The sequence below is a fragment of the Planktothrix sp. PLAVEN19ND genome, assembly GCF_057220675.1.
In genome coordinates this window covers 2,063,998-2,089,164 of sequence record NZ_CM170132.1, presented here as the reverse complement: position 1 = coordinate 2,089,164, position 25,167 = coordinate 2,063,998, and the positions used below count along the sequence as shown (strand labels likewise).

Below are 25,167 nucleotides of genomic sequence, written 5' to 3'. Positions count from 1 at the left end.
CTGCTCCCCCTACCTCCCCTGCTCCCCCTGCCTCCCCTGCTCCCCCTGCCTCCCCTGCCTCCCCTGCTCCCCCTACCCATTACCTATTACCATTCCCGCTCTAAACGGGGAGGTAAACGCAATTTAGGGAACTGATAAAAGGTGTTTCCCTCATCATCAATTTCGGGGAATGCTGCAAAAACTTGAACTTGATGATCTAAATATTTTTGGGCAAATTCCGGGCTAACTCCGGCTAAAGCTGATAGTTGAATTAGGGATACTTTGCCACCTTGGGCTGCAACTAATCGATAAAATGCCGAATCTAATTGACGTTGTTGTTCTCGACTATTTCCTAAATTAACAATCAATAAAGTTACTAATACACCCAAACCAGCAACGGAAATCAACTCTAGGATAGCCATAATTAATAAAAACTAAATTAAACAAAATATGGGATTAACAATTAACAGTTTATCGGTTCTGTTAATTGTTAATAATTTACCCTAAATTAAGAGGGTTGCACAAGATTTTCAGCCCCTCGAATCACTTTTGCTGATTCAATCACATCTCCTTTTCTCAGTTCTTCTAACACTTCTTTTCCCTGGGTGACATAGCCAAAGACAGCATAACGACCATCTAATAAATTAAGTCCAGCCGGAGTTAATTCCGGTTCAAATAGGAAGAAGAAAACTTGAGAAGATCCACCGTCGGGAATGGCTTCTGGACGGGCTAAGGCTAAAGTTCCAAAAGCAGAAAAGGGCAAAACCGGATGATCTTGATAACGACCAATTTCTTCAAAGGTGGTGTTATAAATCGGTTCTTGATCTCCTTGGGCTAAAATTTCTAACGGAATACCCCGATATTTTCCAGTTTTAGGATCAATAAAACCATCGTCCGCGCCTTCAGGATCTCCGACTTGCAGAGCATAGGATTCTTCTGAACGAATGAATTTTAAGCCATCATAAAATCCCCGTTGCACTAAATCCACAAAATTACCTGCCGTCACCGGGGCACTATAACCATCCACAACCACTGTTAAATCGCCTTTATTGGTTTGAATTTCAACGGTAGCCCGACCTTTCAATTGGGGCAAATTAGAATATTCGGCGGGAACTTCAAAGGGAAATTCCTTAACCATTAATTCTTCTAATGTGCCAATGTTATCTAATATTTTACCCTGAGTTAATAAAAGGGTTTGCGTATCTTTGAGTTCAACGGCTGCCCGTAAACTATCAATATCCTGTTTAATTTGTTCAACTAATACTTGAGCTTGGGGCTGGCGTTCTTCGGGAATATTGGCCAATAATTCTGCCTCTTTGGTGGCTAAAACCCGAGAAGCGGTGGTGATATTGCCATTAATATTACTCCAGCGTTTTCCCCGCAGTTGGGACTTAATGCCTTCCAAACTGGATTGGATTTTTCTCGCTGCTTCGTTATCAATGGGCAGAGCATAGCGTAACAGGGCTTGACCATCGGTAATGGCATTGCCTTGGGGTAGGATACTTTCCCGTTTTGGGGAACTGTCACCCTCCCACCAGGCGGCACTCAGACCCACCGATAGGGTAAATAGCAGCACAGCCACTAAACCCGTTCTCAACCAATGTTTATAGGTGTTTCTCATGGAATTGGACAAATGCAACATAAATCTTAACTTTTGTTCTCTATACTGATATTGCCACTATTTAGCCCGTTGTTGCGGGAAAAAAATTAATCCTCTGTTCCCCGTTCAGGGGTACAATTAGATGCCGATTATTCTGCCCAGGTATTAGCTTGCATGATTTCCAGTAACGACTTTCGCACAGGTGTCACGATTGTATTAGATGGTTCAGTCTGGCGTGTAATAGAATTTCTGCACGTTAAGCCCGGAAAAGGTTCTGCTTTTGTGCGGACAAAGCTCAAAAACGCACAGACGGGTAGTGTAGTAGAACGCACTTTTAGGGCGGGAGAGACTGTTCCTCAAGCGACCCTGGAAAAAAGCGAAATGAAACATACCTATAAAGATGGGGAAGACTTCGTTTTCATGGATATGGAAACCTATGAAGAAGCCCATTTGAAGGAATCTGAGATTGGTGATCGGGTTAAATATCTTAAAGATGACATGACCGTTAACGTGGTTCGTTGGGGAGAGCAAGTTCTGGAAGTAGAACTCCCGAACTCTGTCACCTTAGAAGTGGTCGAAACCGATCCCGGAGTCAAAGGAGATACCGCCACAGGGGGTACAAAACCCGCTATTGTGGAAACAGGTGCTCAGGTTATGGTTCCCCTATTTATTACTAAGGGGGAACGGATTCGGATTGATACCCGTACCGATAGCTACCAAGGTCGAGAGTGAAAACTCACCGAACTATGATTTCATATTTAAGCGGTTTAGGCTGTTGGGCGATGGGTTAAACACACCCCAACGGACTAAATCAAGATAGACTGCAAATTTAGGGGAGACATACCAACTGTGCAACTAGATTTGAACCAGCTTCGTGAACTGCTGGCTGATCTCGATAAAACTAACATTTCAGAGCTAACACTCAAAAGCGCAGATTTTGAACTGACCGTTCGTAAAGAAGTTTCGCCCGGATCTCAGGCTTTGTCTCCGGTGGAAACGCAATTAACGGCTGCGGGGGTTAGTTCACAGTTGGTGTCGTCTCCGGTGGTACCTACTGCGATTGTTCCTCCAGTTGGGGAAGCTCTCACTTCATCGACCCCAGCAACACCATCGGTGGCTGCTCCTCCACCCCTTTCGGCGGAATCAAAGTGGGTCGAAATTACTTCCCCGATGGTGGGAACCTTCTATCGTTCTCCTGCACCGGATGAGCCCCCTTTTGTGGAAATTGGCGATCGCATTTCTACGGGTCAGAGCGTTTGCATTATTGAAGCCATGAAGTTGATGAATGAAATTGAGGCGGAATTTTCTGGCCAAGTAATGGAAATTTTAATTCAGAATGGTTCCCCCGTTGAATATGGCCAGCCATTAATTAAAATTAAACCAGATTAAATTACCAAATCCCATGGCCAGCCATCCAGACATTCTCAAATCTCCTTAAAACCTAAATTCTCGATCAAAAATTGAGCGAGTGATCGGTTGTGGAATTTCTAAACCTTCTCCCCCCAATACCGTTAAGGGTTTCCCGGCAACGGATAGCCAAACTTTGCTGTTGGGGTTGAGGGTTGTAGAGGTATAAACGATTTGCCCTAAGCGTCCGGTCATGGATGCACTTCCCCCACCTTGGGTAAATTCGGGGGATAAGTCCACATAAACGTCATCGTTGTTGATGGTTAAGTTCAGAAGTTTTGTTCCCTTGGGAATTTCACTAAATTGATTCGGGTCAGAAACCCCGGCTAATAATCGATCCAAGGCAATACTTAAAAATACCGTCGGGTCATTTTGGGCTTGAATTTGTACAGGTTGAGAAATAATCGCCAACCGACCGTTTTTATCCTCTACCCAATAAATCCCTAGGGTTTTCTCTACGGTTTCCGATGGTGAGGTCGTGGGCAGTGGTAAGGTTGGGGTTGGGGAGGAGACAACAGGTTCTTTGGGAGAACGGGAGCTTAATGTCCACCAGCTTAACCCCGCGCCCACAGCAATTAAGCAGGCGGCAATTCCTGCCATAATTCCAATGGGAATAACACGAGTCTTTTGGGGATCTTCCATTGATTTTAAATTTTATATTTCATAACATAGAAAATCCTGACTAGGGATAAACCAAGCCAGTCTCAAAACAATAATACTATAATTTTATCAGAAAAATGGGTTTAAAACCCCTAAGTTCCACTTAGGCTTTTTATTCTATTTTAGAGTATACTAAAGAAGTGATTGTGAGCAACAAAAACAATGAAAGCCAGGTATCGGTACAGAATCTACCCAACTAACCAACAAAAGAGGCTGATGTCTCAATTGTTTGGTTGTTGTCGGGTAGTTTTTAACGATGACGAGCGCTTACTGCCAAGAACAATATCGCGAGGGTAACAAAAAACCTTCTAGCAGTGAACTTTCTAAAAGACTGACAGAACTCAAGAAAACCGAGGAAAAGCAATGGTTAACAGAAGTTTCCTCTGTTCCCTTACAGCAGTCTTTGAGGGATTTAGAACAGGCTTATTCCAACTTTTTTAAATCCTGTAAAGGGCAAAGAAAAGGCAAGAAAGTTAAGCCACCTAAATTTAAGAAGCGTAAGTCTAAACAGTCTGCTAAGTTCACTGATAACGGCTTCAAACTCTATCCTGATTCTAGTTACATTCACCTAGCTAAAATAGGTGATATCAAAGTAATCTGGAGTAGAGAATTACCCGCAACACCTTCTAGTGTTACCCTAATCAAAGATAGTGCTGACAGGTATTTTGTTGGCTTTGTAGTTGAGTTTAATCCTCGGCAATTACCTAAAAACAATAATTCAGTAGGAATTGATTTAGGGATCACCGATTTTGCTACACTAAGTAATGGTGAAAAAGTTAAATCTCCCCAACCTTTAAAGAAACAATTAAAGCGTTTAAGGAAATTACAACGCAATTTGTCAAGAAAACAGAAAGGTAGCAAAAGAAGGGAAGTTGCTAGAAAGAAATTAGCTAAACTTCACACTAAGATTTCTGATATTAGAAACGACTTCCTTCATAAATTTTCAACTAAGATTATTCGTGAGAATCAAACAATAGTCTTGGAAGACTTGAATGTTTCAGGAATGGTTAAAAACAGAAAATTAGCCCGTGCTATTTCTGATTTGGGTTGGCGTAGTTTTAGAGCTATGTTAGAAGCTAAGTCAGTCATGTATGGACGTGATTTTCGAGTGATTGATAGATGGACTCCCACTTCTCAAACTTGCTCTTGCTGCGGTTTTCGCGGTGGCAAAAAAGAGTTAAATGTTAGAGAGTGGATTTGTTTGAATTGTGGTATTTCTCACGATAGAGATGTTAACGCTGCAATTAATATTTTGGTCGCCGGAGGACATTCGGAGACTCTAAACGGACGTGGAGAGAAGGTCAGTCTTTCTGCAAAGAAAGCACATCTTGGCGAAGCGTCAACCCGCCAGAATTTCAGCAGTTGTCCCCTGAGCTTGTCGAAGGGTTGATTTGTTGAAATAGATGGAATCCCCGCCCGTTTTACGGCGGGGTGGATGTCAACTAACAGACTAATAACTACTAATAACTGATAACTTATAACTGATCACTGATTAGTCAATAGCTTTTTTAGTTGCGTCCTTCACATCTTCAACCGTATGACGGACTTTTGCTTCGGCTTGCTTGGCTTTTCCTTCCGCTTGAGTTTGGGGATCTCCAGTCACATCTCCCACCGCTTCTTGAATTTTACCTTCAATATTTTTTGCGGTTGCTTTAACGCGATTTTCTAAACTCATGATCTTACTCCGTATTGGCTTGATTCCAGCTAAATAAACCGAATTGAACTACACTGATTTTTTTACAGTTGGCTTAGTTATCTGTACAGATACTAATAGTAAATATAGGAAAAAGAGTCTTCCTTCAGACAGATATCTATTCAATTAATCCAAAATTAATGAATGAGTTCGGATCAAGATTTTAGCTTTTCAGCATTCTCATGTTTTCCTAAAGGTTAAGTTAAGAAAATATAAGAATTATAGGTATTTATAATTATTCGACAATTATTCGACTAGAATGTGAGGGTATTCATAAGAAAATTTACCGTTGCTTAGACCAGACGAGACAGTGTAGCTCTTGGTTTCAAAGGTTTTTTAAATATTGTTTTAATTCTGCTCTCTTTGTCGATCAATTGACTGCGCGTTTTCCATTAATCATTAAGGTATTGTGCAATCATGAAAAATAAATCAGAATTTAATCTCATATTAGGAACCAATTCTCCCGATTTAATTAACGGCACATCGGGTCAGGACAAGATTTTTGGACGTAATGGCGATGATGATATTCGTCCTGGCGAGGGAAACGATATCGTCCATGGTGGCCGAGGAAACGATCTGATTTTCGGGGGAGGCTCCACTGATGCCGAGGACAATGATACTCTGTATGGCGAACAGGGTGACGACCGAATTTTTGGACAAAGTGGAGACGATCAGATTTTTGGTGGTATTGGTAACGATAGTATGGGGGGAGATCTGGGAAATGATCTCCTGGAGGGCGATTCTGGCAACGATACCCTCGATGGTGGCAGTGGCAATGATTATTTGAAAGGTGGCCCGGGAGATGATCTTCTACTGGGCAATGGTGGTGTTCAGGGTGTACCGTCCATCACTTATCCATCCAACGACACCCTAGTGGGAGGGGCGGGCAATGATACCCTAGACGGTGTATTTGATATCGTCACGGGTTCTTCATCCGGAACAGATGAAATAGATATCCTGACTGGAGGTGGAGAGAAAGATACTTTCATCTTGGGCAAGAATCAGGTGTATTACGATGATGGGGATTCATTGTCTCCTGGAGTCAAGGATTATGCACTGATTAAAGATTTTCAAAAACATCAAGACACAATTCAATTGTTTGGCAATTCTAATGACTATGTTTTAGGGGCATCTCCTTTCCATGCTTCTGACACAGGTATTTTCCTAGACACCAATCGGAATAATATCTTCGACCCTAATGATGAGTTAATTGGCGTTGTCTCAGACGTGAAAAATTTACGCTTATCGGGGGCTTATTTTAACTATGTGTAGTTAGTTGTATAATACTGTGTTCCCCGTGCTGGATTATTAACCTCAGCACGGAAAAGCCGTTTTAAAAAAGGAGAATCGATCATGAATACATTATCGGGTATTGGTAGTGCTGTTGTTAACTCAGTTCCGAATACGTTTAAATGGATCAGAAGCGAACTTCAAAAGGATGCAAAGATTGATAGTTTAGAAACGATCATTCAGCAACAAAACAAGGAGATTGAAGAATGCAAGAAAGAGATTGAAAAACTGACTGAAAGATGTCAATATTTTCAAAAAAAACTTGATGATGCAGATGTCAAGTATGATATAACTAAGATTACTGGTTTTATCAGCCGTACAGCCCAAGAAGCTCAAAAAATAAATGAGGGATTTAAAGCTTGTGATGATGCTGGTTATATGGTTGATATAAAGGCTAATTGTTGGATTGAGCAGGCTATGGAGCCAATCTCAAAAAAATATCAGGAACTTTTGACATCAAAGGAACAGGTAGAAAATTTTAAGCAAGACATAAGTAAGTACATGGAATGGCTTTCTAAAAGCCTTCATCAAGGTAGATATCTTGTTTTAACAGATTTCATCACTGTTCGTTCTATTGGCAATCCTATTCCTTATCAAGCAGCAATAGAAGATATAAAAAAACAAGGAAAGGAATCAGATTTAAAATCAGCAGAATTGCACTACTTTGAAATGTTTCTGAATCATTTAAAATCAGAAATGTGAAGATTAAGTAGGTAGGCGTAATTAAACCCAACTAGGTAGATTGGAAAAACCCTTGCTGTAAATGGCTTTCGGCTATGCTGGAATAGTGGGATATTCGGGATATTCTCGCCCACCTACTTATTGTTAATTGGAGCTTGGCAGTTTTTCTTTAATTTCGTTTAGAAAATCTATAAGTTTTCCAATATCTTTTCCGACTTCAGGAACAAAATCCGTTTTTAATTCTGTGGCCTCTTGCGTAACTCGATTTATAAAATCACGCAACTGCTCAACAGGAGGTTGGTCAGGCAAATTGTTCATAAAACATAAACTCCTAAACAGTTTAATGTTAACAAATACTCATTCTGATGCAATATCTTTAATCAGAAATCAATTTATATTTCTTAACAATTTTCAATTTAAGGAATTTGGCGTAAATCTAAGGTTAAAGGATATTCGGGATTTAAGTGTAAGGGTGGAAGTTTGATTAACCCAGATGTGTGGCCTATGGCGACAAATCGTTCTAACATTCGACCTTCTGCTTCTCGATGATTGATCGGAAATTGTTGATAGATTTTACCATTAGGCGGACTCACAAAATAAGTACAACCCCCGATAGAACGGTCTGACCAAGTATCAACAATATCAAAAATTAAAGGATCATGGGGAGCAATAGAGGGATGTAATAAAGAGGTATAGCGTCGCGCCCGAAACCTGACCGCACCGACATATTCTCCTGAATTTCCAGTGGATTTTAATGGAACAGGGCGACCCTGACAGGTAACAATATATCGAGCCGAATAACTATCAATATTGGCAGAATTTCCTAGAGCATTTCTTAATAGAATTTGCACCCTTTCCATCGAGGAATCTACATAACGTGCCGTACTTCCTGACACCGTTTCTTCTCCTAAAACGTGCCAAGGTTCAATTCCATGACGTAGTTCTAATTCTACTCCCTCTTTTGTAATTTCTCCATAACGGGGAAACCGAAATTCAATAAAAGGAGCAAACCAATCAAATTGAAATTCATAACCAACGGTTTTTAAGTCCTCAATAATTGTTTTTAAATCCTCTCCCAAATAATGGGGTAACATAAATCGATCATGTAGAGTTGTTCCCCAACGAATTAACGAATGGTTGTAGGGTTTTTCCCAAAACCAGGCTACTAATGCCCGAATTAACAACATTTGTAATAGGTTCATCTGAGGATGAGGAGGCATGGCAAAAGCCCTAAATTCTAGTAGCCCTAATTGATTTCTGGGGTTCTCAATTGGATACAACTTATCAATACAAAAAGCTGAACGGTGGGTATTTCCGGTAATATCAACTAATAAATTTCTTAATAATCTATCTACTAATTCAGGCGGAATATGGGCTTCAGGTTTTAACTGTTGAAAGGCAATTTCTAACTCATATAAACTTTCATGTCTAGCTTCATCTACCCGGGGAGCTTGACTGGTGGGCCCCACAAATAAATCACAGAATAAAAAGGATAAACTGGGGTGATTTTGCCAATAGGTAATTAAACTTTTTAATAAATCGGGACGACGTAATAACGGACTATCATAAACGGTTTTTCCGCCTATGGTAACATGGGCACCTCCCCCAGTAGGAATTCGTCGTCCATCTAATAGATATTTTTCCGTTCCTAAACGGGATAATCTCGCTTCTTCATATAAAATAGTGGTAATTTCGACTAATTCTTGCCAATTAGAGGCGGGATGAATATTAACTTCAATCACTCCTGGGTCTGGGGTAATCTGAAACCCGATAATTCCGGTATTAGCCGGGGGTGTATATCCTTCTATTAGGACTGAATATTGGAGTTGGGCGGTGGTATTTTCAATGGCCGTAATTAAATCAACAAAACTCCGAGGGGAGGAAATTGGAGGTAAGAAAACGTGAATTTTTCCCTGTCTAACTTCCACACTTAAAGCCACCCGAATCGAATTAATGGGAGATTCTAAGGGTGCAAAATTCGGAATAATTGGCGGATGAGTTAAGGGAATAATTGCTTCCTGTTCAAGTTGATCATCTTGCCAATTTAAAGAACTTAAAGGTAGGCGAAATCCTATGGGTAAATTTCCCGTTACAAGTTCTATTTTGTTGGGGGTAGAAAGTCGCCATTGGCAACTACTCCAATGAATATTTTCTGCCTTTTTAATTGCTAAAATCGGCAATGTATATCCAGCTATAATATTAGAATTTAGTTCGTAAACCGAAATAATACAATCAGATTTAACTCCTAAATTTCTCACTAAAGATTCAATAAAAATCTGGGCATTTTTTGAGGTATAATTATAATCTTTATCCTCCTGAGCATAGAGTTCTCGATTATGCCATAAAGGAATTCCATCTGTTCTCCAATAACACCCTAAAGCCCAACGGGGCAATGCTTCACCTGGATAAGATTTTCCTAATCCATAATGAATTAATCCCCCATTTTGAGCAAATTTAGCTTCTAATCGGTTTAGTAATTTCCCAGCAATTTTGTATTTTTCTTCTCCTAATGCTGCAATCCGCCATTGGGAAGATTCAAAATCATCAATTGAAACAAACGTCGGTTCTCCTCCCATGGTTAAGCCCACATTAAAATGCTGTAAATTGTTTTCAACTATTTCGCCTAAATCATTGATTTTTTGCCATTGTTCTTGCGTATAAGGTTTAGTAACTCTAGGGATTTCGTGATAGCGAGAAACTGTTACCGAAAAGTCTAGTTTTGACTCGCAAGGTTCAAAAGTTCCCTGAACTGGCCGGGCATCTTGGGGGTCGGCTACACAAACTAAAGGAATATGACCTTCAGCAGTAATTAAACCCGAGGTGGGGTCAAGTCCAATCCAACCCGCACCCGGAAGATAAACCTCAGCCCAGGCGTGTAAATCAGCATTATCATAAACTGGCCCTGGCAACCCATCCAAGGGCGGAATATCATTACTAAGTTGAATTAAATATCCAGAAACAAATCGAGCCGCCAATCCATAATGGCGTAAAATTTGAACTAATAACCATCCCGTATCTCGACAGGAACCGATTTTTTTCTCTAGGGTTTCTTCACAGGTTTGGATACCTGGATCTAATCTGATTTGATATTGGATATCTTGAGCTAGTTTCTGGCTTAAATCAAGTAAAAAATTAGAGGTATAAATATTCTGTTGACGATGAAGTTCTACCCAATTTTTGAGTAATTCTCCCGATTCCGTAATCTCTAAAAATGGACTAAGTTCTTTGGCTAGACGCGGTTCATATTCAAAAGGATAGTTGGTAGCGTAGCTTTCAATTAAAAAATTGAAGGGATTAATTGGTTGAATTTGGGCAATTAAATCTACTTCAATTTTAAAATAATCAGTGGTTTGGGGAAAGTTAACCTTGGCCAAAAAATTGCCATAATGATCCTGTAACCAGGTCAGTTGATAGTCGGAGGGGGAAATATTCAGAGCATAACTCAATATCGGTGTCCGACAATGGGGAGCAGGACGCAATCCTATGGTCTGAGGGCTAAGAATAACCGGACGTTCAAACTGATAGGAAATCTGATGGTTAAGACTAACTTTAATGGACATTTTTTAAATATATTAGATATGCAATATTAGCTAGTGACGAAAAACTGGTACGGGCGGGTTCTTTTAGATCTTTGTTAATCACCGCGCATCTCGATGAACCCGCCCCTACAACTAATAACTGATGACTGATTTCGGGTACGGGCGGGTTATTTGATATCTTTGTTAATCACCTAAATCTTGATGAACCCGCCCCTACAATTGATGACCACAATTAGAACAAAATCGGTCTTCTGGTTTGACCGATGTCCCACATTGACTACAAAAAGACTTAGGACTTGCCTCCGGTGAACCCGACCCCATTCGCAATTCCATATCACCCATTCGCATGGACATCGGGTTCATGTTCATCTGCATATCCCCCATTTTTAGGTTCATGGGTTTCATGGGTTCCATTTTCATCGGTTTCCATCGGTTTCAGTGGAGAAACAGGTACGCTCGTGACTTCGTGAACCGTGAGTTGTTGAGAGTCTATCACCGAGGGCATTTCACCCAGAATACTAACGCTAGTTCCTTGAATTTGTAAGCTTCTTTCCCCTTGTTCGGATATGACTTTGAGTACCAGACCATGGGGAGTTTGGAACACCTGGGGGGGTAAAGTCCAAACTCCGGTTGTAAAACTGCTACTCGCTTGTTGCTGTTGTCCAGGGCCACTGCTAATGAGGGTGACAACAGTTTGGGCTCCCTGATTTTCTAAATAAATGCTTTGACCTGTCCCTAGCTCGCATACATAGCCCATAGGAAGGCTCCTTTGTCAATTCTATAGTGCTATTTTGCATTGTAGGGTCGAGTTTCTCAAAGGATAGGGTTTCTTAACAATTGTATTAGAAGTTACTCAAAGAAAAATTAAAAACGATCCATTCTCCCTCAACAATGGCGATCGCTCCTCCCGGAAAAGGATCGGTTTGGGTACGGTTTGGAGCACTAATTAAAGCGGTTAATTTTTCAATTTGTTCAAAATTAGCAGATTTTTTCATAACCTTTTGTAAGACTTTTCGACTGACTCGACGTTGTAGGGCTTCATGGGTTTGACGCAGGGCTAAACGATTGATTTTTAATCGATCTTGACTGCCATTTTCCCAAAATACCACCTGTTGAAATAGGGTTTCTGTGAGTTCTTCTAAATAGTTAACTTCCGATCGCAATAATTCTGCGGTTTGGGCTAGATGAGATTCGACTTGGGGGTTAAAATGGGTTTGTAAATAGGGTAAAAGTTCTTGACGAATGCGGTTACGAGCATAATGCCAATCATTATTGGTACTATCTAGCCAAATTTTTAGGGCTTTTTCTTGACAAAACTGCCCTGTTTGTTCCCGAGTAATTTCTAATAAAGGACGAACCAAAATTATCGAATTTGTTGATATTGAATCAAGAGGACGTTGCCAAGTTAAGGCTTGTAAACCATCGGCACCACTACCTCGAATTAAATTATAAAGTAGAGTTTCAGCCCGATCGCTTTTGGTATGACCTGTAACAATATAGGGATAATTATGGCTTTGAGCAATTTCAGTTAAAACCTGATAACGCCATTCCCTAGCTGCGGCTTCTGTAGCGGGAATAATAGCAGCAGTTTCTCGATAAAAGGGGATTTGCCAACTATCAGCTAATTGTTCAATATAATCGGTATTGGCTTGAGAATCAGAACGCCAACGATGATCACAATTCACCATGGCAATTTGCCAATGCCATTTGGGTTGTAAATCTAATAATAATCGAATTAAACATAAGGAATCCTGTCCCCCAGATACCGCCACCAATAACCGTTGAGATGCAGGTAAAATATTACGAGCGCGTAGGGTACGATGGAGTTGGGTATGTAATAGAGTCCATTCGGAAAGATTAGACATGATTATCTGTAAAAACAGAGAAATTGATAATTATTTTCCCGATAATAACACTATAAAAATACATATTCATTACCCATTACTCCCTACTCATTCATAATTCGTAATTCATAATTCGTAATTCGTAATTCACTAACAAATCCCTATGCCAAATTTATACACGGAAATTGAGATTGCAGCCTCTAAAAGCCAAGTTTGGTCTGCTTTATATGAAAAACAATATTGGTTTAAATGGAATACATTTTTATGGGATCGAGATCCGAGTCAACGGTTCATTTTAAACCAAAAAGTGACCTTAGCGGTGCGTCGAACTTCCCACGAACCTGAAACAGTATTTCAACCCTTAATACAGACGTTAAAACCGGAAATCTGTTTGGCTTGGAAATCAGAAATTCCTGGGTTTAGTAACCAAACTTGGTTTGAACTTCAAGAAATTGGATTCAACCGGACTCAATATATTCTTAGATATAGCGGTACGCATTACAGTTAGGACACTTCTAAATCCAGCCAACTCATTCCCCATTCCCCATTCCCCATTCCCCATTCCCTATTCCCTTTTACAAGGCAATTTCTTCTCCTTGCTCAGTAAAAATTACCTCATTAATTTGCCAGTTAGAATTACTGATAATTGTTTTCCTCAAACTGCCAAATAAAGCTAATTGTTCACAACTAGATAGGGAATTAAACGTCCGATCTGCATTAGTCGGAACCCGAAAATCAATCGTCACAACCTGTTTGTCTGGCTCCACTTTTATCCGATAATTTAAGGTAAAATCCGAACTACTTTGTTGTTCTAAAACCTCTGCGATCGCCCTTTCTAAAGCCTGTTCTTTAGGAAGCGTAATTTGTCGAGGAACTAACTCAGAACATTGACTATCCACCTGATAAATGGTCACGGGAACGGTGTCAGCAGGGGAGAGAGTTTGTTTTTGAGGTTCAGAGGTCGGTTGAGGGGAAACAGTGGCTTCAGGCGTCGGTGACTGTGGGGTTTCAGTGTCTACCGGAGGGGTACTACAACTACTTAAGCTAAGAATAGTAACACTAAGGATACAAGCGGTCAAAAAAGATTGGATAATGTTCATGGTTCAAAGGGTATTCTGAAAATAACTGTTAGTTTATTCTTCAAGCCTTGAGGTTGATATTCCGCTTTGAACGATCACCCAGTATAATTAAATATTGGATCAAAATTTCGATGATTTTAAACCTCAAATTTTGATTCTAAAATCCTATAATTACTAATTATTTGACAATGGCTACTGCTCCCTGGACTCGCCGCCACATTTTATCCCTAGCTGATTTTACAGCAACGGAATATAATACCATTTTACAAACCGCCACTAGCTTTCGAGAAGTCTTAGGACGTCGCACCAAAAAAGTCCCCGCCCTCCAAGGTCAGGTGGTCGCTAATTTATTTTTTGAACCCTCGACCCGGACTCGTAACAGCTTTGAACTTGCAGCCAAACGACTCTCCGCCGATACCTTAAATTTTGCCCCGGGGACTTCATCCCTGAGCAAAGGAGAAACCATTCTCGATACCGCTAAAACCTATTTAGCCATGGGGACGGATATGATGGTTATTCGCCATAAAGAGGCGGGAGTTCCCTTTGCGATCGCCGCCGAATTAGATCGTTTAAATGCAAAAGTAGCGGTTTTAAATGCGGGCGATGGTCAACACGAACACCCCTCCCAAGCACTCTTAGATTTATTTACCATTTGTCGAATTCTTGACCCGGATCACCCTCAAATTGAACAATTAAATGGCAAAAAAATCGCCATCGTTGGAGATATTTTACATTCTCGGGTCGCCCGTTCTAATATTTGGAGTTTAACCGCTACCCAAGCGGAATTACACTTAGCCGCCCCCCCAACTTTACTTCCAGAATTATTTGCGGAATTTGGCAAAAATCGTCCCGGCAAATTATTTTTACATTGGAATTTAGACGAGGCTTTGGAAAATGCTGATTTTGTCATGACTTTGCGCTTACAAAAAGAACGGATGACCGCCCATTTATTACCCAGTTTACGCGAATATCATCAATTATTTGGTCTGACCCACGAACGGTTAAAAGTCTGTAAACCCCATGTTAAAATATTACATCCCGGGCCAGTAAATCGAGGAGTAGAATTAAGTTCGGAATTAATGGATGATCCAGAATTGAGTTTAATTTCTCAACAAGTGACCAGTGGAATTGCCGTTAGAATGGCACTCTTATATTTAATTGGAGGCGGAAAACCTAATCAATAATTAGGGTTTAATTTTGGGGAGGTTTAATTAATAATTTCCTAAGACTTGTCTTAATTGTTTTAATTCAACTTCGGTTAAATCTCGCCATTGACCCGGTACAAGTCCTGTTAAACTTAAATGGGCGATCGCCACCCTCACCAAACGCAACGTCGGAAACCCCACCGCCGCCGTCATTTTCCGCACTTGACGGTTACGACCTTCGGTTAAGGTTAATTCCAACCAAGCCGTTGGGACGGTTTTCCGAAACCGAATGGGAGGCTCCCTGGGCGGTAAACTGGGTTCGGTAGAAAGTAGTTTAACCTGGGCGGGTTTTGTCCGATAATCTGATAATTGTACCCCCCGAGTTAACTGTTGTAATGCTGTTTCATCCGGTATTTTTTCCACCTGTACCCAATAGGTTCGAGGATGGGCAAATTTAGGATCAATTAAGCGATGTTTCACAAAATTATCATCGGTTAAAAGTAATAATCCTTCACTATCTCGATCTAACCGTCCCACGGGATAAATAGTCGGAATCGTAATAAAATCCTTCAGGGTTTTACGCATAGCTGTTGTCGGATCATCATCGGTAAACTGACTCAAGACATCATAGGGTTTATAAAATAAAATATATCGATAGGACATGGGTAATTAATCTAAGTTTAATTCGTTAAAAACGATAGAATTATTGTTTTTATATTGACGAAAACATCAATCTCGCCTATAATGGGGAAAATTCCCTCAAACCTTGGACGGACAAACTGCAAAAAATTGTTAAGCTCGTCGGAGATGTCTAATAGTCAGAACCCCGGCATAACTGCTACCATACCAATTATGCGCCACTGGCGGCTAGGGTGGCTAGGATGTTTAAATTAACCGTTACTTAAAATTACAGCGAATGGCTAAAGATACTAAAGATAATTCTGGGGCAGAAAAGAAAAAAGCTCTAACCCTTGTATTAAACCAAATTGAGCGCAGCTTTGGCAAAGGGGCCATTGTTCGGTTAGGGGATTCCACCCGCATGAAAGTGGAAACCATTCCCAGTGGTGCATTAACCCTAGACCTGGCCTTGGGGGGCGGTTTACCCAAGGGACGGGTTATTGAAATCTATGGGCCAGAAAGTTCGGGTAAAACCACCTTAGCCCTGCACGCGATCGCCGAAGTCCAAAAAGCCGGAGGAGTCGCCGCCTTTGTCGATGCCGAACACGCCCTAGATCCGAGCTATGCGGCCGTCCTAGGGGTGGATACCGAAAATTTACTGGTTTCTCAACCGGACACCGGAGAAATGGGCTTAGAGGTGGTGGATCAACTGGTACGGTCTGTGGCCGTGGATATTATTGTGATTGACTCCGTGGCCGCCCTCGTTCCCCGGGCTGAAATTGAAGGGGACATGGGGGACTCCCACATGGGGTTACAAGCTCGGTTAATGAGTCAGGCGTTACGCAAAATTACAGGAAATATTGGTAAGTCAAATTGTACCGTGATTTTCCTCAACCAATTGCGTCAAAAAATTGGTGTTGTCTATGGAAACCCGGAAACCACAACGGGGGGAAATGCCTTAAAATTCTATGCCTCTGTACGTTTAGATATTCGTCGAATTCAAACCTTAAAACGGGGAACGGATGAATACGGAATTAGGGCGAAAGTTAAAGTGGCTAAAAATAAAATTGCCCCGCCTTTCCGTGTTGCAGAATTTGATATTATTTTTGGAAAAGGCATTTCTACTTTAGGCTGTTTAATTGATTTAGCCGAAGAAACTGGAATATTAAAACGTAAAGGAGCTTGGTATAGTTACAACGGCGATAATATTGGTCAAGGACGAGACAAAACCCTCACCTATTTAGAAGAAAATGCCACCTTGGCGAAAGAAATTGAACAAAAAGTTAGAGGCGCTTTAGATAGTGGGGCTGTGGTTTCAGCTAATTCTGTCACCCAGGTTGATAGCCATGATGACGAGGATTTCGATACCAGTTCAGAAGAAGAATAACCCTATGTAGTAAGCCCTTTAGGGCTTAGAGTCCTTCAGGGCCCAGAGTCCTAAAGGACTTACTACAATAGACTCAACTTTTGCAGCGCCACTTCGGCGGCTTTTTTTTCCGCATCCTGTTTGCGCTTCCCTTTTCCATAGCCATATACCTTATCCCTAACTCGGACTTCAATGGCAAATTCCTTGGCATGATCTGGCCCAGATTCTCCCACCACATAATATTTGGGGTTTTCACCGGATTTTTCTAACGCCCATTGTTGAAAGCGGTTTTTACAATCAATTAAGGTTTGAGGGGTGGTTTCCGACTGGGGAAAGACCATTTCATTGGCAACGGTAGAAAATAGGGGATGTATAAACTCTCGGACAACATCAATATTGGTATCTAAATAATAGGCTCCAATATAGGCTTCAAAGGCATCACTCAGCAAGGAAGGGTTGGTGCGTCCCCCGTCTCGAATCGCTCCTTTTCCTAACCGTAATAACTCTCCTAAGTTAAATTGCACCGCAAATTTAGCTAGTTGTTTTTCGTCAACCAACACAGACCGCAAACGGGTCATATTTGCCTCACTCATTTTGGTCATATCCTCGGGATAGCGTTTTTTAAATAGCAATTCTCCGACTAAAAATCCTAGGACGGCATCCCCTAAAAATTCTAATCTTTCATTGTCTTCTCCCGCGTTAGGATGTTCATTCAAATAGGAGCGATGGGTTAATGCTTGTAATCGCAATTGTTCGTTTTTAATCTCTGGTAGTTGGGTTTTTGTCATATTATATTTAGGCGATCGCAATTTTTCTCAACTTAGACTAAAATCAATTCTCCATTACAATCTTGAATAATTCCCTCCTTAATTACCGCCTCTACAAATTTACCGAATTTAGCAAAAATTTTTCCATCGGGTTTAGCAATGGATGAGACTTTTTTGTATCCTGCAAGTTGAGGATGGTTTTTGATTAAACGACCTAGCACAGCAAGAGTAGCTTTTTTTCCATCTTTTTGAACCTTTTTGATCAATTCAATTAAACATTTTTTAGCTTCTTCATAAGGAATTATGGCGGGAGAATCTACTGTTTCTGGAGTTGCTTTATCGAGATTAACAGAGTCGATTAATTCATTAATATTATAGGCTATATCCACGGATTTTTTCAAGGCTTTACTAACATTAGCACCATGAATTAATATTACTTTTTTCTCTGACTTTTTCAAATCTTTAACTAAGGGTAAAAAGTCTTTATCCCCTGTAATTAAAATTACAATTTTAATGCTCTTCTCTGGCATTATATCATCTTCGCAATCTTGAATAATCTGATTGTCAACGGCATTTTTTTTCAAGGGAGCAACATGAATTGTTTTAAAACTATTTGCAGAGACTTTCTCTGCAAATAGTTGAGTTTCTCCCCTCCAGTTAGAATAAGCTTTCTTTTTCAATTCCCAGATACAGCCTTGTCGATTTAACCATTGATTCAAAAGTTCAATTTTTTCAAGAGAAATCCGAACATTTTGAACATCCCAAGAAATTGCTATGTTGCCTTTCATAACTGGCTCCTAATTTTTTTTTGATGAATTAGACGCCTAGTATTAATAAAGTTTTGAATTCTAACCCTTCAAACGCCTTTGCCTGAATTAAGACCTATTCGCCATTTCCGAGTCCAAAACAGGACTCCAAAACTAGCACTTTCAGCGCAGTGTCTAAAGAATTGAATTAAAACCCGTAGTTTTGATTGTGTTTGGCTAAAGTCTCAGGTATCGGAATCAGGAATACAGCTAGAGGCAACAGACAGAAGACAAGGGACAGGAGTAAAACACTTAATAATTAAGGATCACAGCCATCATTAATGTCCTAACTGCATTGGCAACTACTGTATTTTTGATTCCGATAGATGAGACAGAAGTCAATTTTCCACTCAAACCTAATAACTAGGTGAATCCACTATAATCAAGCCCTCCGAAAATGTCAAGTATTTTTTTTGCTATTTAGGTTAGGGCCGATAATTTTAAACTCACCGAGTTGAGTCTAAAAACTTGTGATCAAGGTTGAGCTTGCACAAACACGGTTTATCCCATAAATAGCCCTATTTGTGCAAGCCATCACCAACAAAAACAGTTTTTTGTTAAAAAACTCAGATTTTATGACAGTTTACTAAAACATCCTTCCCTGAGATTAGGGATTTTCGTCAGTGTTGTTTTCATTTTCTTTATCTTTTTTATGGCTATTCTTGCCACCTTTGCGTCCAATAGCCGCCATGTGTTCGCGATTTTGGCTGACCGCCTTACCGCCCTTGCGTCCGGCTTCTCTGGCTTCTTCGGAAGTAAATTCGTGAGCGCGTCCCGACTCATGGGCTGCTTTACCGCCTTTACTTGCAATTTCCCGTTGCTTTTCTTGATCCATTGAAGCAAATCCACGTTTTTCCGTAGCCATGATTTTCTCCTTATTTTTTATTAATTGGCTAAACATACTGTATCTGGAGTGATTAGGGTTTACCTTCTACCAGAAGATAGACTTAACCTTTTTCACCAATAAACCGAAACCATACTATTAATAGTAGCATTTCTAATTTAACTCATGGGGAAATGTTCTATTTATTTAATCAATATCCGCTCCAAACCCAGACCTAAAAAGTATGCCTCTACTTAATAAACAATGGTATAAAATAAATCCTTCATTTTTTCCTTTCCCACCTGAGCAAATAATTCATCAAGGGAACTCGCATCTGCAATTAAATGACCTTTTTCCAAAGCCACCCATCTACCTCGATAATGTTGACGATGCCGAATTACCCAATTGAGATTTAAAGGAGTATCGGGGTTGCGGGAGAGTTGCTGAAAAGGCACATTGGGTGACGATAAAATTCTAGCATAGCGTTGAATTTTATCGTGATTAGGATAATCTTGACTGGCTTGAGTAGAGAGGGTTTTAGCTTGATTAAAATTCCCTTGACCCAACGCCAAATCAATCGCTTGAATTAAGTCTTCCGGGGTATCAGCATTCATAGGGATTAAAAACGAATAAACTTCAGCCCTTAACGATTAGCGACCAGAGACTCGAATCAAAGCCAAACGTTGACTGCTTCAGTTTAATAGGTTAGAAAGGCAAACTAAGGCAAAATATTAGCGAATTAAACCCGTTCGTCCGGGTGTTCGCGGATCCAATCTTGCCACAAATCCGGGCGACGTTCACGGGTACGTTGAAGTTGTTGTTGTTTTCGCCATTGCTCAATTTTGCCATGATGTCCTGATAATAAAACATCAGGAACGGGCAGTCCTCTAAACACCGCCGGACGAGTATAGTGGGGATAATCTAGTAATCCTTGTTCAAAACTTTCAGCTTTGAGAGATTCCTCCTTTCCTACAGTTCCTGGTAACAATCGCACCACTCCATTTAAGAGTGCCATAGCTGGAATTTCTCCCCCTGTGAGAACAAAATCCCCCAAAGAAACTTCCCTGGTTACTAAGGGGATAATTCGTTCATCAATGCCTTCATAATGTCCGCAAATTAAGACAATTTGATCACAGTTTAACGCTAAATCTCGGAATAGCCCTTGGTGCATTTGTTCCCCTTGGGGAGTTAAAAAAATCACTTCCCGACGAGGGAATTGGGGTAAAGACTCAACCGCCGCATAAATCGGTTCTGGTTTTAAAACCATGCCCACACCACCCCCAAAAGGTTCATCATCCACTCGGTGATGTTTGTCCTGGGTAAAATCCCGGGGATTAACTAAATGGACATGAGCAATTTCTTTCCCCAGGGCTTTACCCAAAAGACCTGAGCTAAGGGGAGAACTAAAAAAATCGGGGAATAGAGTAATAATGTCAAAACGCACAGTATTATTAGTTGATCACTTAGGCTTAAAATTTTTTTAGGCTCAAACTTGTAACAAACATCTCATGGTATATGATAGTCCATAAACTAAAATATTTGTTAATTCGTATCAAAATATACTAAAATGAAGCAGCTTTTTTGACTCGGGCTTTGCTACCCGAACTGGGTTCGGTTTGAAATTAACCCGTGAAAGAATTGGGAGTCCAAAGCTGATCCTTTAGGTGACTACCACGAAAAACCCGTGGCCCTTCCCATCAGAGGACTCCACCAGGTGAATTCTGATTCAGGAGGGTGGGAGATCAGGTGATCTCGGTCTCCACAGAGGAATCAAAACCAGCCCCATCGAACATGAGGGCAAAACTCATCACTCCAGTAGCTGAACCCAGTATAGATTGATTCGAGGAGACACACTATGCAGCAGTTGACATCTCAAGCCCTTGAACAAATGATTCCCCAACAAACCAAAACCTCTATCATGATTATTGGTGGAGCAGAAGACAAAGTTCATGGACGTGAGATTCTGCAAACCTTTGTTCACCGGGCTGGTGCTTCCAACGCCAACCTTGCCATCATTCCTTCCGCCTCCCGCGAACCCGCGGTTCAAGGAGAGAGATACCAAAAAATCTTTGAGGAAATGGGGGCAAAATCCATTGCCGTCTTTGATATTCGCGAACGCCATCATTGTGAAGATCCCAAGTGGCACGCCTTCTTGGAGACCTGTACCGGGGTATTTATGACCGGCGGTGATCAACTGCGACTTTACAGTTTATTAGCCGATACCCTGCTGATGGAAAAAATTAGAGCCGGGGCCAGACAGGGGCGCATGGCCTTGGCTGGAACCAGTGCCGGAGCCGCCGTGATGGGCCACCACATGATTGCCGGAGGCGGCAGTGGGGAATCTCCCAATCGCTCCCTGGTGGATATGGCAACGGGCTTAGATATTGTGCCAGAATTGGTTGTCGATCAACACTTCCATAACCGGAATCGCATGGCACGATTGGTGAGTGCGGTGGCAGCCCACCCCGATAAAGTGGGCATTGGCATTGATGAAGATACCTGTGCCTTATTTGAAGCCGAAGGCCTATTGCGGGTGGTGGGAAAAGGGTGCGTGACCATTGTGGATACCCACGAAATGTCCTACACCAACTTAGTGAATGCAGGAGCCACCGATCCCCTGAGTGTCTTCAATTTGCGGGTACATATTTTATCCTATGGTGATCAGTATAACCTCCATTCCCGTCGTCCTAGTTCTGCACCCAGCGTGTAAATTCACAGATCACCGACTCCAGGACGTGGTTCAGATCAAGGTTTTCCCCTCTAATTTTGAAGATGGGGAACCCCGATTAGGGGCGATGGAAAATGGGCAGGTCTCGAAAGTTTTAAATCCCCACTGCTCTGATCTCCAAAACGGCAATCGTTGTGAAAAACTGTTCACTGCAAACAGTTTACAAGTCACCTTAGCTTGAAATTGAATAAAGCGGACTATCATCCCGGCCCATTCGGAGCATTATGTACTCACACCCCTATGAAAATTCTTAAAATACAAACCTTAAGAGGCCCTAACTACTGGAGTATCCGACGCCATCAACTGATTGTGATGCGTTTGGATTTAGAAGAATTAACGGAACGCTATAGTTGCGATATTCCAGGCTTCTATAACGGCTTAACTTCTGTTCTCCCCAGTTTAATTGAACATCACTGCTCACCAGGCGTCCGAGGGGGGTTCCTCAGTCGGGTAGAAAGGGGAACTTTAATGGGACACATTATTGAACACGTTGCCCTGGAGTTGCAACAGTTAGCCGGAATGCCCGTAGCATTTGGCCGTACCCGAGAAACCTCCAGTCAGGGGATTTTTCAGGTGGCTTTTGAGTATGATAATGAACACGCCGGCCGTTATGCGGGCCGAGCCGCCGTCCGATTGTGCCAAAGTATTGCCGATACGGGTGCCTATCCCAGTGAAGAACTCGCCCAAGATATTGAAGATCTCAAAGAATTAAAAGCTCAAGCCTCCCTGGGCCCTAGTACAGAAACCATTATTAAAGAAGCCGAAGCCCGGGATATTCCCTGGCAACAACTGAATGCTCGGTTTATGATTCAGTTTGGCTATGGCTGTTATCAAAAACGGATTCAAGCCACCCTGAGCAACCAAACCGGAGTCTTAGCTGTAGAACTCGCCTGTGATAAGGAAGGAACAAAACAAATTCTCCGGGATGCCGGGGTTCCCGTGCCGCGGGGGACGGTGATTCGCTATTTGGATGAACTCCAAGATGCTATTGAGGAAGTCGGAGGCTATCCGATTGCCATTAAGCCCCTCGATGGCAACCATGGCCGCGGGATTACCCTGGATATTACCAAATGGGAAACGGCGGTGATGGCCTACGAGGAAGCCAGTAATGCCTCTAAAACCCGCAGTGTGATTTTAGAACGCTTCTATACCGGTCGAGATCATCGGGTGTTAGTGGTGAACGGCAAAATGGTGGCCGTGGCCGAAAGGGTTCCGGCCCATGTGGTGGGGGATGGCAAATTAACCATTGAACAGTTAATCGAAAAAACCAACCGTGATCCCCGTCGAGGTGATGGCCATGATAATGTCCTAACTCGGATTGTGGTGGATAAAACCGTGCTATCGATGATTGCGGAAAAAGGTCATACCCTGGACACCATTATGCCCCCGGGAGAAGTCTGTTTTCTGCGGGCTACGGCTAACCTCAGTACGGGGGGCAGTGCCATTGACCGCACCGATGAAGTTCACCCGGATAATGTCTGGCTGTTTGCTCGGATTGCTAAAATTATCGGTTTGGATATTGCCGGAATTGATGTGGTCACCCCCGATATTTCTAAACCGCTACGGGAAGTAGATGGGGTGGTAGTGGAAGTCAACGCCGCCCCAGGGTTCCGAATGCACGTCGCCCCCAGTGAAGGCTTACCCCGGAATGTGGCGGGGGCGGTGATGGATATGTTGTTTCCCCCCGGTCAACCCAGTCGCGTCCCGATTTTAGCCGTCACCGGAACCAATGGGAAAACCACGACTACCCGTTTGTTAGCTCACATCATCAAACAAACGGGTTTATCGGTAGGTTATACCACCACCGACGGGATTTATATAGGGGAGCATTTAGCCGAACCTGGGGACAATACTGGGCCCCAAAGCGCCCAACTGATTCTGCGAGATCCGATGGTGGAGGTGGCTGTGCTCGAATGTGCTCGGGGGGGTATCCTGCGGGCGGGGTTAGGCTTTGATACCTGTGATGTCGGGGTGGTACTGAATGTGTCGGCCGATCATTTGGGATTGGGGGATATTGATACCCCGGAACAAATGGCGAAGGTGAAAAGCGTGGTGGCCGAGGTGGTGATGCCCAAAGGCTATGCGGTGCTAAACGCCGATGATCCATTGGTGGTACAAATGGCCGAACGGGTGAAAGCTCAAATCGCCTATTTCACCATGAATCCCGATAATGAGATTGTGTTGAAACACACGGAATCCGGGGGATTGGCCGCCGTCTATGAAAATGGCTATCTGTCGATTTTAAAAGGGGATTGGACGCTGCGGATTGAACAGGCGGTGAATGTTCCAATTACGATGAAAGGTCTGGCCCCCTTTATGATTGCCAATGCTTTGGCGGCCTGTTTGGCGGCCTTTGCCCAAGGGGTGAAAATAGAGCATATTCGAGCGGGTTTGTCAACCTTTATCGCCTCGACTTCCCAAACCCCCGGACGGATGAATTTATTTAATATGGGGAGTTATCACGCCCTGATTGATTATGCCCATAACCCAGCTAGTTACATGGCTTTAGGGGCATTTGTGAAAAATTGGCCGGGGCATCGGATTGGGGTGATTGGTGGCCCGGGCGATCGCCGAGACGAGGATTTTGTCACCTTGGGTCAACTGGCGGCGGATATCTTTGATGAGATTATTGTCAAGGAGGATGATGATACCCGCGGCCGAGAACCGGGTTCGGCGGCGCAGTTAATTAGCCAAGGGATTCAGCAGATTTTAGGCCCTATCCCTGACCCTCGGGTACGTTATGAAACGATTTTGAATGAAACCCAAGCGGTGAATACGGCTTTGGATCGGGCTGGGGCGGGATCGTTGGTCGTGATTTTACCCGAAAGTGTGAATCGCGCGATTCAATTAATTGAGGTTCGCAACCCCATCCATGAGTCTAATAACAATTCCCATTCTCCCAGCCTCAATTCCTCGACGGTGATCAAATCTTCTATCACACTCTAGGGGTGGGTTCTGTAGGGGCGGGTTCTGTAGGGGCGGGTTCTGTAGGGGCGGGTTCTGTAGGGGCGGGTTCTGTAGGGGCGGGTTCTGTAGGGGCGGGTTCGACAGGACTTACGCAAGCACGCTATATATAGAGTGTCAAAAGTAGGCGATCGCATACCAATGATAATAGCAATCGTCCCAAAAAGTCCTGATTATT

At 42.3% G+C, this 25,167-nt stretch carries 27 protein-coding genes; 11 read left to right on the top strand and 16 right to left on the bottom strand.

What is annotated here, in order from left to right:
* Positions 1-86: 86 nt before the first annotated feature.
* Both AC2D3N_RS08840 and AC2D3N_RS08835 read right to left on the bottom strand, forming a co-directional pair.
* Positions 87-401 (bottom strand): hypothetical protein, encoded by a 315-nt coding sequence (locus tag AC2D3N_RS08840; RefSeq protein ID WP_484693388.1) that lies wholly within the window; start codon positions 399-401, stop codon positions 87-89.
* An 86-nt stretch (positions 402-487) separates the two neighbouring features.
* Positions 488-1,621, bottom strand: a complete 1,134-nt coding sequence (locus AC2D3N_RS08835; RefSeq protein ID WP_484693387.1) for a peptidylprolyl isomerase — start codon at positions 1,619-1,621, stop codon at positions 488-490.
* 132 nt (positions 1,622-1,753) lie between these two features.
* Here AC2D3N_RS08835 and efp point away from each other — a divergent pair, with 132 nt between their 5' ends.
* Both efp and accB read left to right on the top strand, forming a co-directional pair.
* Complete coding sequence (efp, locus tag AC2D3N_RS08830; RefSeq protein ID WP_079677496.1) at positions 1,754-2,311, top strand: elongation factor P; 558 nt, start codon at positions 1,754-1,756, stop codon at positions 2,309-2,311.
* Positions 2,312-2,428: 117 nt separating this feature from the next.
* Complete coding sequence (gene accB / locus AC2D3N_RS08825; protein ID WP_079677495.1) at positions 2,429-2,968, top strand: acetyl-CoA carboxylase biotin carboxyl carrier protein; 540 nt, start codon at positions 2,429-2,431, stop codon at positions 2,966-2,968.
* A 45-nt stretch (positions 2,969-3,013) separates the two neighbouring features.
* Here the strand turns inward: accB and AC2D3N_RS08820 are convergent, their stop codons facing one another.
* Positions 3,014-3,628: a GerMN domain-containing protein gene (locus tag AC2D3N_RS08820; RefSeq protein ID WP_079677494.1), complete on the bottom strand. Its 615-nt coding sequence runs from the start codon at positions 3,626-3,628 to the stop codon at positions 3,014-3,016.
* Positions 3,629-3,808: 180 nt separating this feature from the next.
* Between AC2D3N_RS08820 and AC2D3N_RS08815 the strand changes: the two genes are divergently transcribed.
* On the top strand, positions 3,809-3,943 hold the full coding sequence (locus AC2D3N_RS08815) for a helix-turn-helix domain-containing protein (protein ID WP_339394347.1): 135 nt from the start codon (positions 3,809-3,811) through the stop codon (positions 3,941-3,943).
* Positions 3,903-5,036: an RNA-guided endonuclease InsQ/TnpB family protein gene (locus AC2D3N_RS08810; protein WP_484693386.1), complete on the top strand. Its 1,134-nt coding sequence runs from the start codon at positions 3,903-3,905 to the stop codon at positions 5,034-5,036. The genes AC2D3N_RS08815 and AC2D3N_RS08810 overlap by 41 nt, the downstream gene beginning before the upstream one ends.
* A gap of 102 nt (positions 5,037-5,138) precedes the next feature.
* On the opposite strand, the gene AC2D3N_RS08805 is transcribed toward AC2D3N_RS08810, so the two are convergent.
* Positions 5,139-5,321 (bottom strand): CsbD family protein, encoded by a 183-nt coding sequence (locus AC2D3N_RS08805; protein WP_079677493.1) that lies wholly within the window; start codon positions 5,319-5,321, stop codon positions 5,139-5,141.
* Positions 5,322-5,756: 435 nt separating this feature from the next.
* On the opposite strand from AC2D3N_RS08805, the gene AC2D3N_RS08800 reads away from it, so the two are divergent.
* Both AC2D3N_RS08800 and AC2D3N_RS08795 read left to right on the top strand, forming a co-directional pair.
* Positions 5,757-6,611 carry a calcium-binding protein gene (locus AC2D3N_RS08800; protein WP_484693385.1) on the top strand — a complete coding sequence of 285 codons (855 nt, stop codon included), beginning with the start codon at positions 5,757-5,759 and terminating at the stop codon, positions 6,609-6,611.
* An 81-nt stretch (positions 6,612-6,692) separates the two neighbouring features.
* Complete coding sequence (locus AC2D3N_RS08795) at positions 6,693-7,331, top strand: hypothetical protein (protein WP_484693384.1); 639 nt, start codon at positions 6,693-6,695, stop codon at positions 7,329-7,331.
* Between the two features lie 123 nt (positions 7,332-7,454).
* Here the strand turns inward: AC2D3N_RS08795 and AC2D3N_RS08790 are convergent, their stop codons facing one another.
* The 5 genes from AC2D3N_RS08790 to tilS all read right to left on the bottom strand — a co-directional run bounded on the left by AC2D3N_RS08790 (position 7,455) and on the right by tilS (position 12,714).
* The gene (locus tag AC2D3N_RS08790) at positions 7,455-7,628 is read right to left on the bottom strand and encodes a hypothetical protein (protein ID WP_159451513.1); all 174 of its coding nucleotides are present in this window, start codon (positions 7,626-7,628) and stop codon (positions 7,455-7,457) included.
* Between the two features lie 98 nt (positions 7,629-7,726).
* On the bottom strand, positions 7,727-10,870 hold the full coding sequence (locus AC2D3N_RS08785; RefSeq protein ID WP_484693383.1) for a transglutaminase family protein: 3,144 nt from the start codon (positions 10,868-10,870) through the stop codon (positions 7,727-7,729).
* Positions 10,871-11,062: 192 nt separating this feature from the next.
* Positions 11,063-11,203: a zinc-ribbon domain-containing protein gene (locus AC2D3N_RS08780; protein WP_484693382.1), complete on the bottom strand. Its 141-nt coding sequence runs from the start codon at positions 11,201-11,203 to the stop codon at positions 11,063-11,065.
* A complete protein-coding gene (locus AC2D3N_RS08775) occupies positions 11,184-11,606 on the bottom strand; it encodes a hypothetical protein (RefSeq protein ID WP_484693381.1) in 423 nt (140 codons plus the stop codon). The genes AC2D3N_RS08780 and AC2D3N_RS08775 overlap by 20 nt, the downstream gene beginning before the upstream one ends.
* An 85-nt stretch (positions 11,607-11,691) precedes the next feature.
* Complete coding sequence (gene tilS / locus AC2D3N_RS08770) at positions 11,692-12,714, bottom strand: tRNA lysidine(34) synthetase TilS (protein ID WP_079677488.1); 1,023 nt, start codon at positions 12,712-12,714, stop codon at positions 11,692-11,694.
* A gap of 142 nt (positions 12,715-12,856) precedes the next feature.
* Between tilS and AC2D3N_RS08765 the strand changes: the two genes are divergently transcribed.
* Complete coding sequence (locus tag AC2D3N_RS08765) at positions 12,857-13,201, top strand: SRPBCC family protein (protein ID WP_079677487.1); 345 nt, start codon at positions 12,857-12,859, stop codon at positions 13,199-13,201.
* Between the two features lie 67 nt (positions 13,202-13,268).
* Here AC2D3N_RS08765 and AC2D3N_RS08760 read toward each other — a convergent pair whose 3' ends face one another.
* A complete protein-coding gene (locus tag AC2D3N_RS08760; RefSeq protein ID WP_079677486.1) occupies positions 13,269-13,793 on the bottom strand; it encodes a hypothetical protein in 525 nt (174 codons plus the stop codon).
* Positions 13,794-13,960: 167 nt separating this feature from the next.
* Between AC2D3N_RS08760 and AC2D3N_RS08755 the strand changes: the two genes are divergently transcribed.
* Positions 13,961-14,956, top strand: a complete 996-nt coding sequence (locus tag AC2D3N_RS08755; RefSeq protein ID WP_079677485.1) for an aspartate carbamoyltransferase catalytic subunit — start codon at positions 13,961-13,963, stop codon at positions 14,954-14,956.
* Between the two features lie 27 nt (positions 14,957-14,983).
* On the opposite strand, the gene AC2D3N_RS08750 is transcribed toward AC2D3N_RS08755, so the two are convergent.
* The gene (locus tag AC2D3N_RS08750) at positions 14,984-15,580 is read right to left on the bottom strand and encodes a pseudouridine synthase (RefSeq protein WP_079677484.1); all 597 of its coding nucleotides are present in this window, start codon (positions 15,578-15,580) and stop codon (positions 14,984-14,986) included.
* 253 nt (positions 15,581-15,833) lie between these two features.
* Between AC2D3N_RS08750 and recA the strand changes: the two genes are divergently transcribed.
* A complete protein-coding gene (gene recA, locus AC2D3N_RS08745) occupies positions 15,834-16,922 on the top strand; it encodes a recombinase RecA (protein WP_484693380.1) in 1,089 nt (362 codons plus the stop codon).
* A gap of 62 nt (positions 16,923-16,984) precedes the next feature.
* Here recA and rnc read toward each other — a convergent pair whose 3' ends face one another.
* The 5 genes from rnc to trmD all read right to left on the bottom strand — a co-directional run bounded on the left by rnc (position 16,985) and on the right by trmD (position 20,741).
* A complete protein-coding gene (gene rnc, locus AC2D3N_RS08740) occupies positions 16,985-17,689 on the bottom strand; it encodes a ribonuclease III (RefSeq protein WP_079677482.1) in 705 nt (234 codons plus the stop codon).
* A gap of 32 nt (positions 17,690-17,721) precedes the next feature.
* Entirely contained in the window at positions 17,722-18,456 is a 735-nt protein-coding gene (locus tag AC2D3N_RS08735; RefSeq protein WP_484693379.1) for an NYN domain-containing protein, read from the bottom strand.
* 625 nt (positions 18,457-19,081) lie between these two features.
* Positions 19,082-19,339: a KGG domain-containing protein gene (locus tag AC2D3N_RS08730; RefSeq protein WP_036833253.1), complete on the bottom strand. Its 258-nt coding sequence runs from the start codon at positions 19,337-19,339 to the stop codon at positions 19,082-19,084.
* Between the two features lie 212 nt (positions 19,340-19,551).
* The gene (locus AC2D3N_RS08725) at positions 19,552-19,911 is read right to left on the bottom strand and encodes a hypothetical protein (RefSeq protein ID WP_079677479.1); all 360 of its coding nucleotides are present in this window, start codon (positions 19,909-19,911) and stop codon (positions 19,552-19,554) included.
* Between the two features lie 125 nt (positions 19,912-20,036).
* The gene (trmD, locus tag AC2D3N_RS08720) at positions 20,037-20,741 is read right to left on the bottom strand and encodes a tRNA (guanosine(37)-N1)-methyltransferase TrmD (RefSeq protein ID WP_484693378.1); all 705 of its coding nucleotides are present in this window, start codon (positions 20,739-20,741) and stop codon (positions 20,037-20,039) included.
* A 411-nt stretch (positions 20,742-21,152) separates the two neighbouring features.
* On the opposite strand from trmD, the gene AC2D3N_RS08715 reads away from it, so the two are divergent.
* Positions 21,153-22,007 carry a cyanophycinase gene (locus tag AC2D3N_RS08715; protein WP_079677477.1) on the top strand — a complete coding sequence of 285 codons (855 nt, stop codon included), beginning with the start codon at positions 21,153-21,155 and terminating at the stop codon, positions 22,005-22,007.
* Between the two features lie 258 nt (positions 22,008-22,265).
* Positions 22,266-24,971, top strand: a complete 2,706-nt coding sequence (gene cphA / locus AC2D3N_RS08710) for a cyanophycin synthetase (protein ID WP_484693377.1) — start codon at positions 22,266-22,268, stop codon at positions 24,969-24,971.
* Positions 24,972-25,167 lie beyond the last annotated feature (196 nt).

Excerpts from the sequence above, each read along its gene's own strand:
- AC2D3N_RS08725 (WP_079677479.1), bottom strand. The coding sequence starts at position 19,911 with ATGAATGCTGATACCCCGGAAGACTTAATTCAAGCGATTGATTTGGCG.
- AC2D3N_RS08760 (WP_079677486.1), bottom strand. The coding sequence starts at position 13,793 with ATGAACATTATCCAATCTTTTTTGACCGCTTGTATCCTTAGTGTTACT.
- AC2D3N_RS08810 (WP_484693386.1), top strand. The coding sequence starts at position 3,903 with ATGACGAGCGCTTACTGCCAAGAACAATATCGCGAGGGTAACAAAAAA.
- AC2D3N_RS08835 (WP_484693387.1), bottom strand. The coding sequence starts at position 1,621 with ATGTTGCATTTGTCCAATTCCATGAGAAACACCTATAAACATTGGTTG.
- AC2D3N_RS08715 (WP_079677477.1), top strand. The coding sequence starts at position 21,153 with ATGCAGCAGTTGACATCTCAAGCCCTTGAACAAATGATTCCCCAACAA.
- AC2D3N_RS08775 (WP_484693381.1), bottom strand. The coding sequence starts at position 11,606 with ATGGGCTATGTATGCGAGCTAGGGACAGGTCAAAGCATTTATTTAGAA.
- AC2D3N_RS08820 (WP_079677494.1), bottom strand. The coding sequence starts at position 3,628 with ATGGAAGATCCCCAAAAGACTCGTGTTATTCCCATTGGAATTATGGCA.
- AC2D3N_RS08785 (WP_484693383.1), bottom strand. The coding sequence starts at position 10,870 with ATGTCCATTAAAGTTAGTCTTAACCATCAGATTTCCTATCAGTTTGAA.
- efp (WP_079677496.1), top strand. The coding sequence starts at position 1,754 with ATGATTTCCAGTAACGACTTTCGCACAGGTGTCACGATTGTATTAGAT.
- cphA (WP_484693377.1), top strand. The coding sequence starts at position 22,266 with ATGAAAATTCTTAAAATACAAACCTTAAGAGGCCCTAACTACTGGAGT.
- tilS (WP_079677488.1), bottom strand. The coding sequence starts at position 12,714 with ATGTCTAATCTTTCCGAATGGACTCTATTACATACCCAACTCCATCGT.
- AC2D3N_RS08730 (WP_036833253.1), bottom strand. The coding sequence starts at position 19,339 with ATGGCTACGGAAAAACGTGGATTTGCTTCAATGGATCAAGAAAAGCAA.
- recA (WP_484693380.1), top strand. The coding sequence starts at position 15,834 with ATGGCTAAAGATACTAAAGATAATTCTGGGGCAGAAAAGAAAAAAGCT.
- AC2D3N_RS08750 (WP_079677484.1), bottom strand. The coding sequence starts at position 15,580 with ATGTCCTATCGATATATTTTATTTTATAAACCCTATGATGTCTTGAGT.
- AC2D3N_RS08815 (WP_339394347.1), top strand. The coding sequence starts at position 3,809 with ATGAAAGCCAGGTATCGGTACAGAATCTACCCAACTAACCAACAAAAG.
- AC2D3N_RS08755 (WP_079677485.1), top strand. The coding sequence starts at position 13,961 with ATGGCTACTGCTCCCTGGACTCGCCGCCACATTTTATCCCTAGCTGAT.
- AC2D3N_RS08790 (WP_159451513.1), bottom strand. The coding sequence starts at position 7,628 with ATGAACAATTTGCCTGACCAACCTCCTGTTGAGCAGTTGCGTGATTTT.
- AC2D3N_RS08800 (WP_484693385.1), top strand. The coding sequence starts at position 5,757 with ATGAAAAATAAATCAGAATTTAATCTCATATTAGGAACCAATTCTCCC.
- AC2D3N_RS08780 (WP_484693382.1), bottom strand. The coding sequence starts at position 11,203 with ATGTCCATGCGAATGGGTGATATGGAATTGCGAATGGGGTCGGGTTCA.
- AC2D3N_RS08840 (WP_484693388.1), bottom strand. The coding sequence starts at position 401 with ATGGCTATCCTAGAGTTGATTTCCGTTGCTGGTTTGGGTGTATTAGTA.
- AC2D3N_RS08735 (WP_484693379.1), bottom strand. The coding sequence starts at position 18,456 with ATGAAAGGCAACATAGCAATTTCTTGGGATGTTCAAAATGTTCGGATT.
- AC2D3N_RS08805 (WP_079677493.1), bottom strand. The coding sequence starts at position 5,321 with ATGAGTTTAGAAAATCGCGTTAAAGCAACCGCAAAAAATATTGAAGGT.
- AC2D3N_RS08765 (WP_079677487.1), top strand. The coding sequence starts at position 12,857 with ATGCCAAATTTATACACGGAAATTGAGATTGCAGCCTCTAAAAGCCAA.
- rnc (WP_079677482.1), bottom strand. The coding sequence starts at position 17,689 with ATGACAAAAACCCAACTACCAGAGATTAAAAACGAACAATTGCGATTA.
- AC2D3N_RS08795 (WP_484693384.1), top strand. The coding sequence starts at position 6,693 with ATGAATACATTATCGGGTATTGGTAGTGCTGTTGTTAACTCAGTTCCG.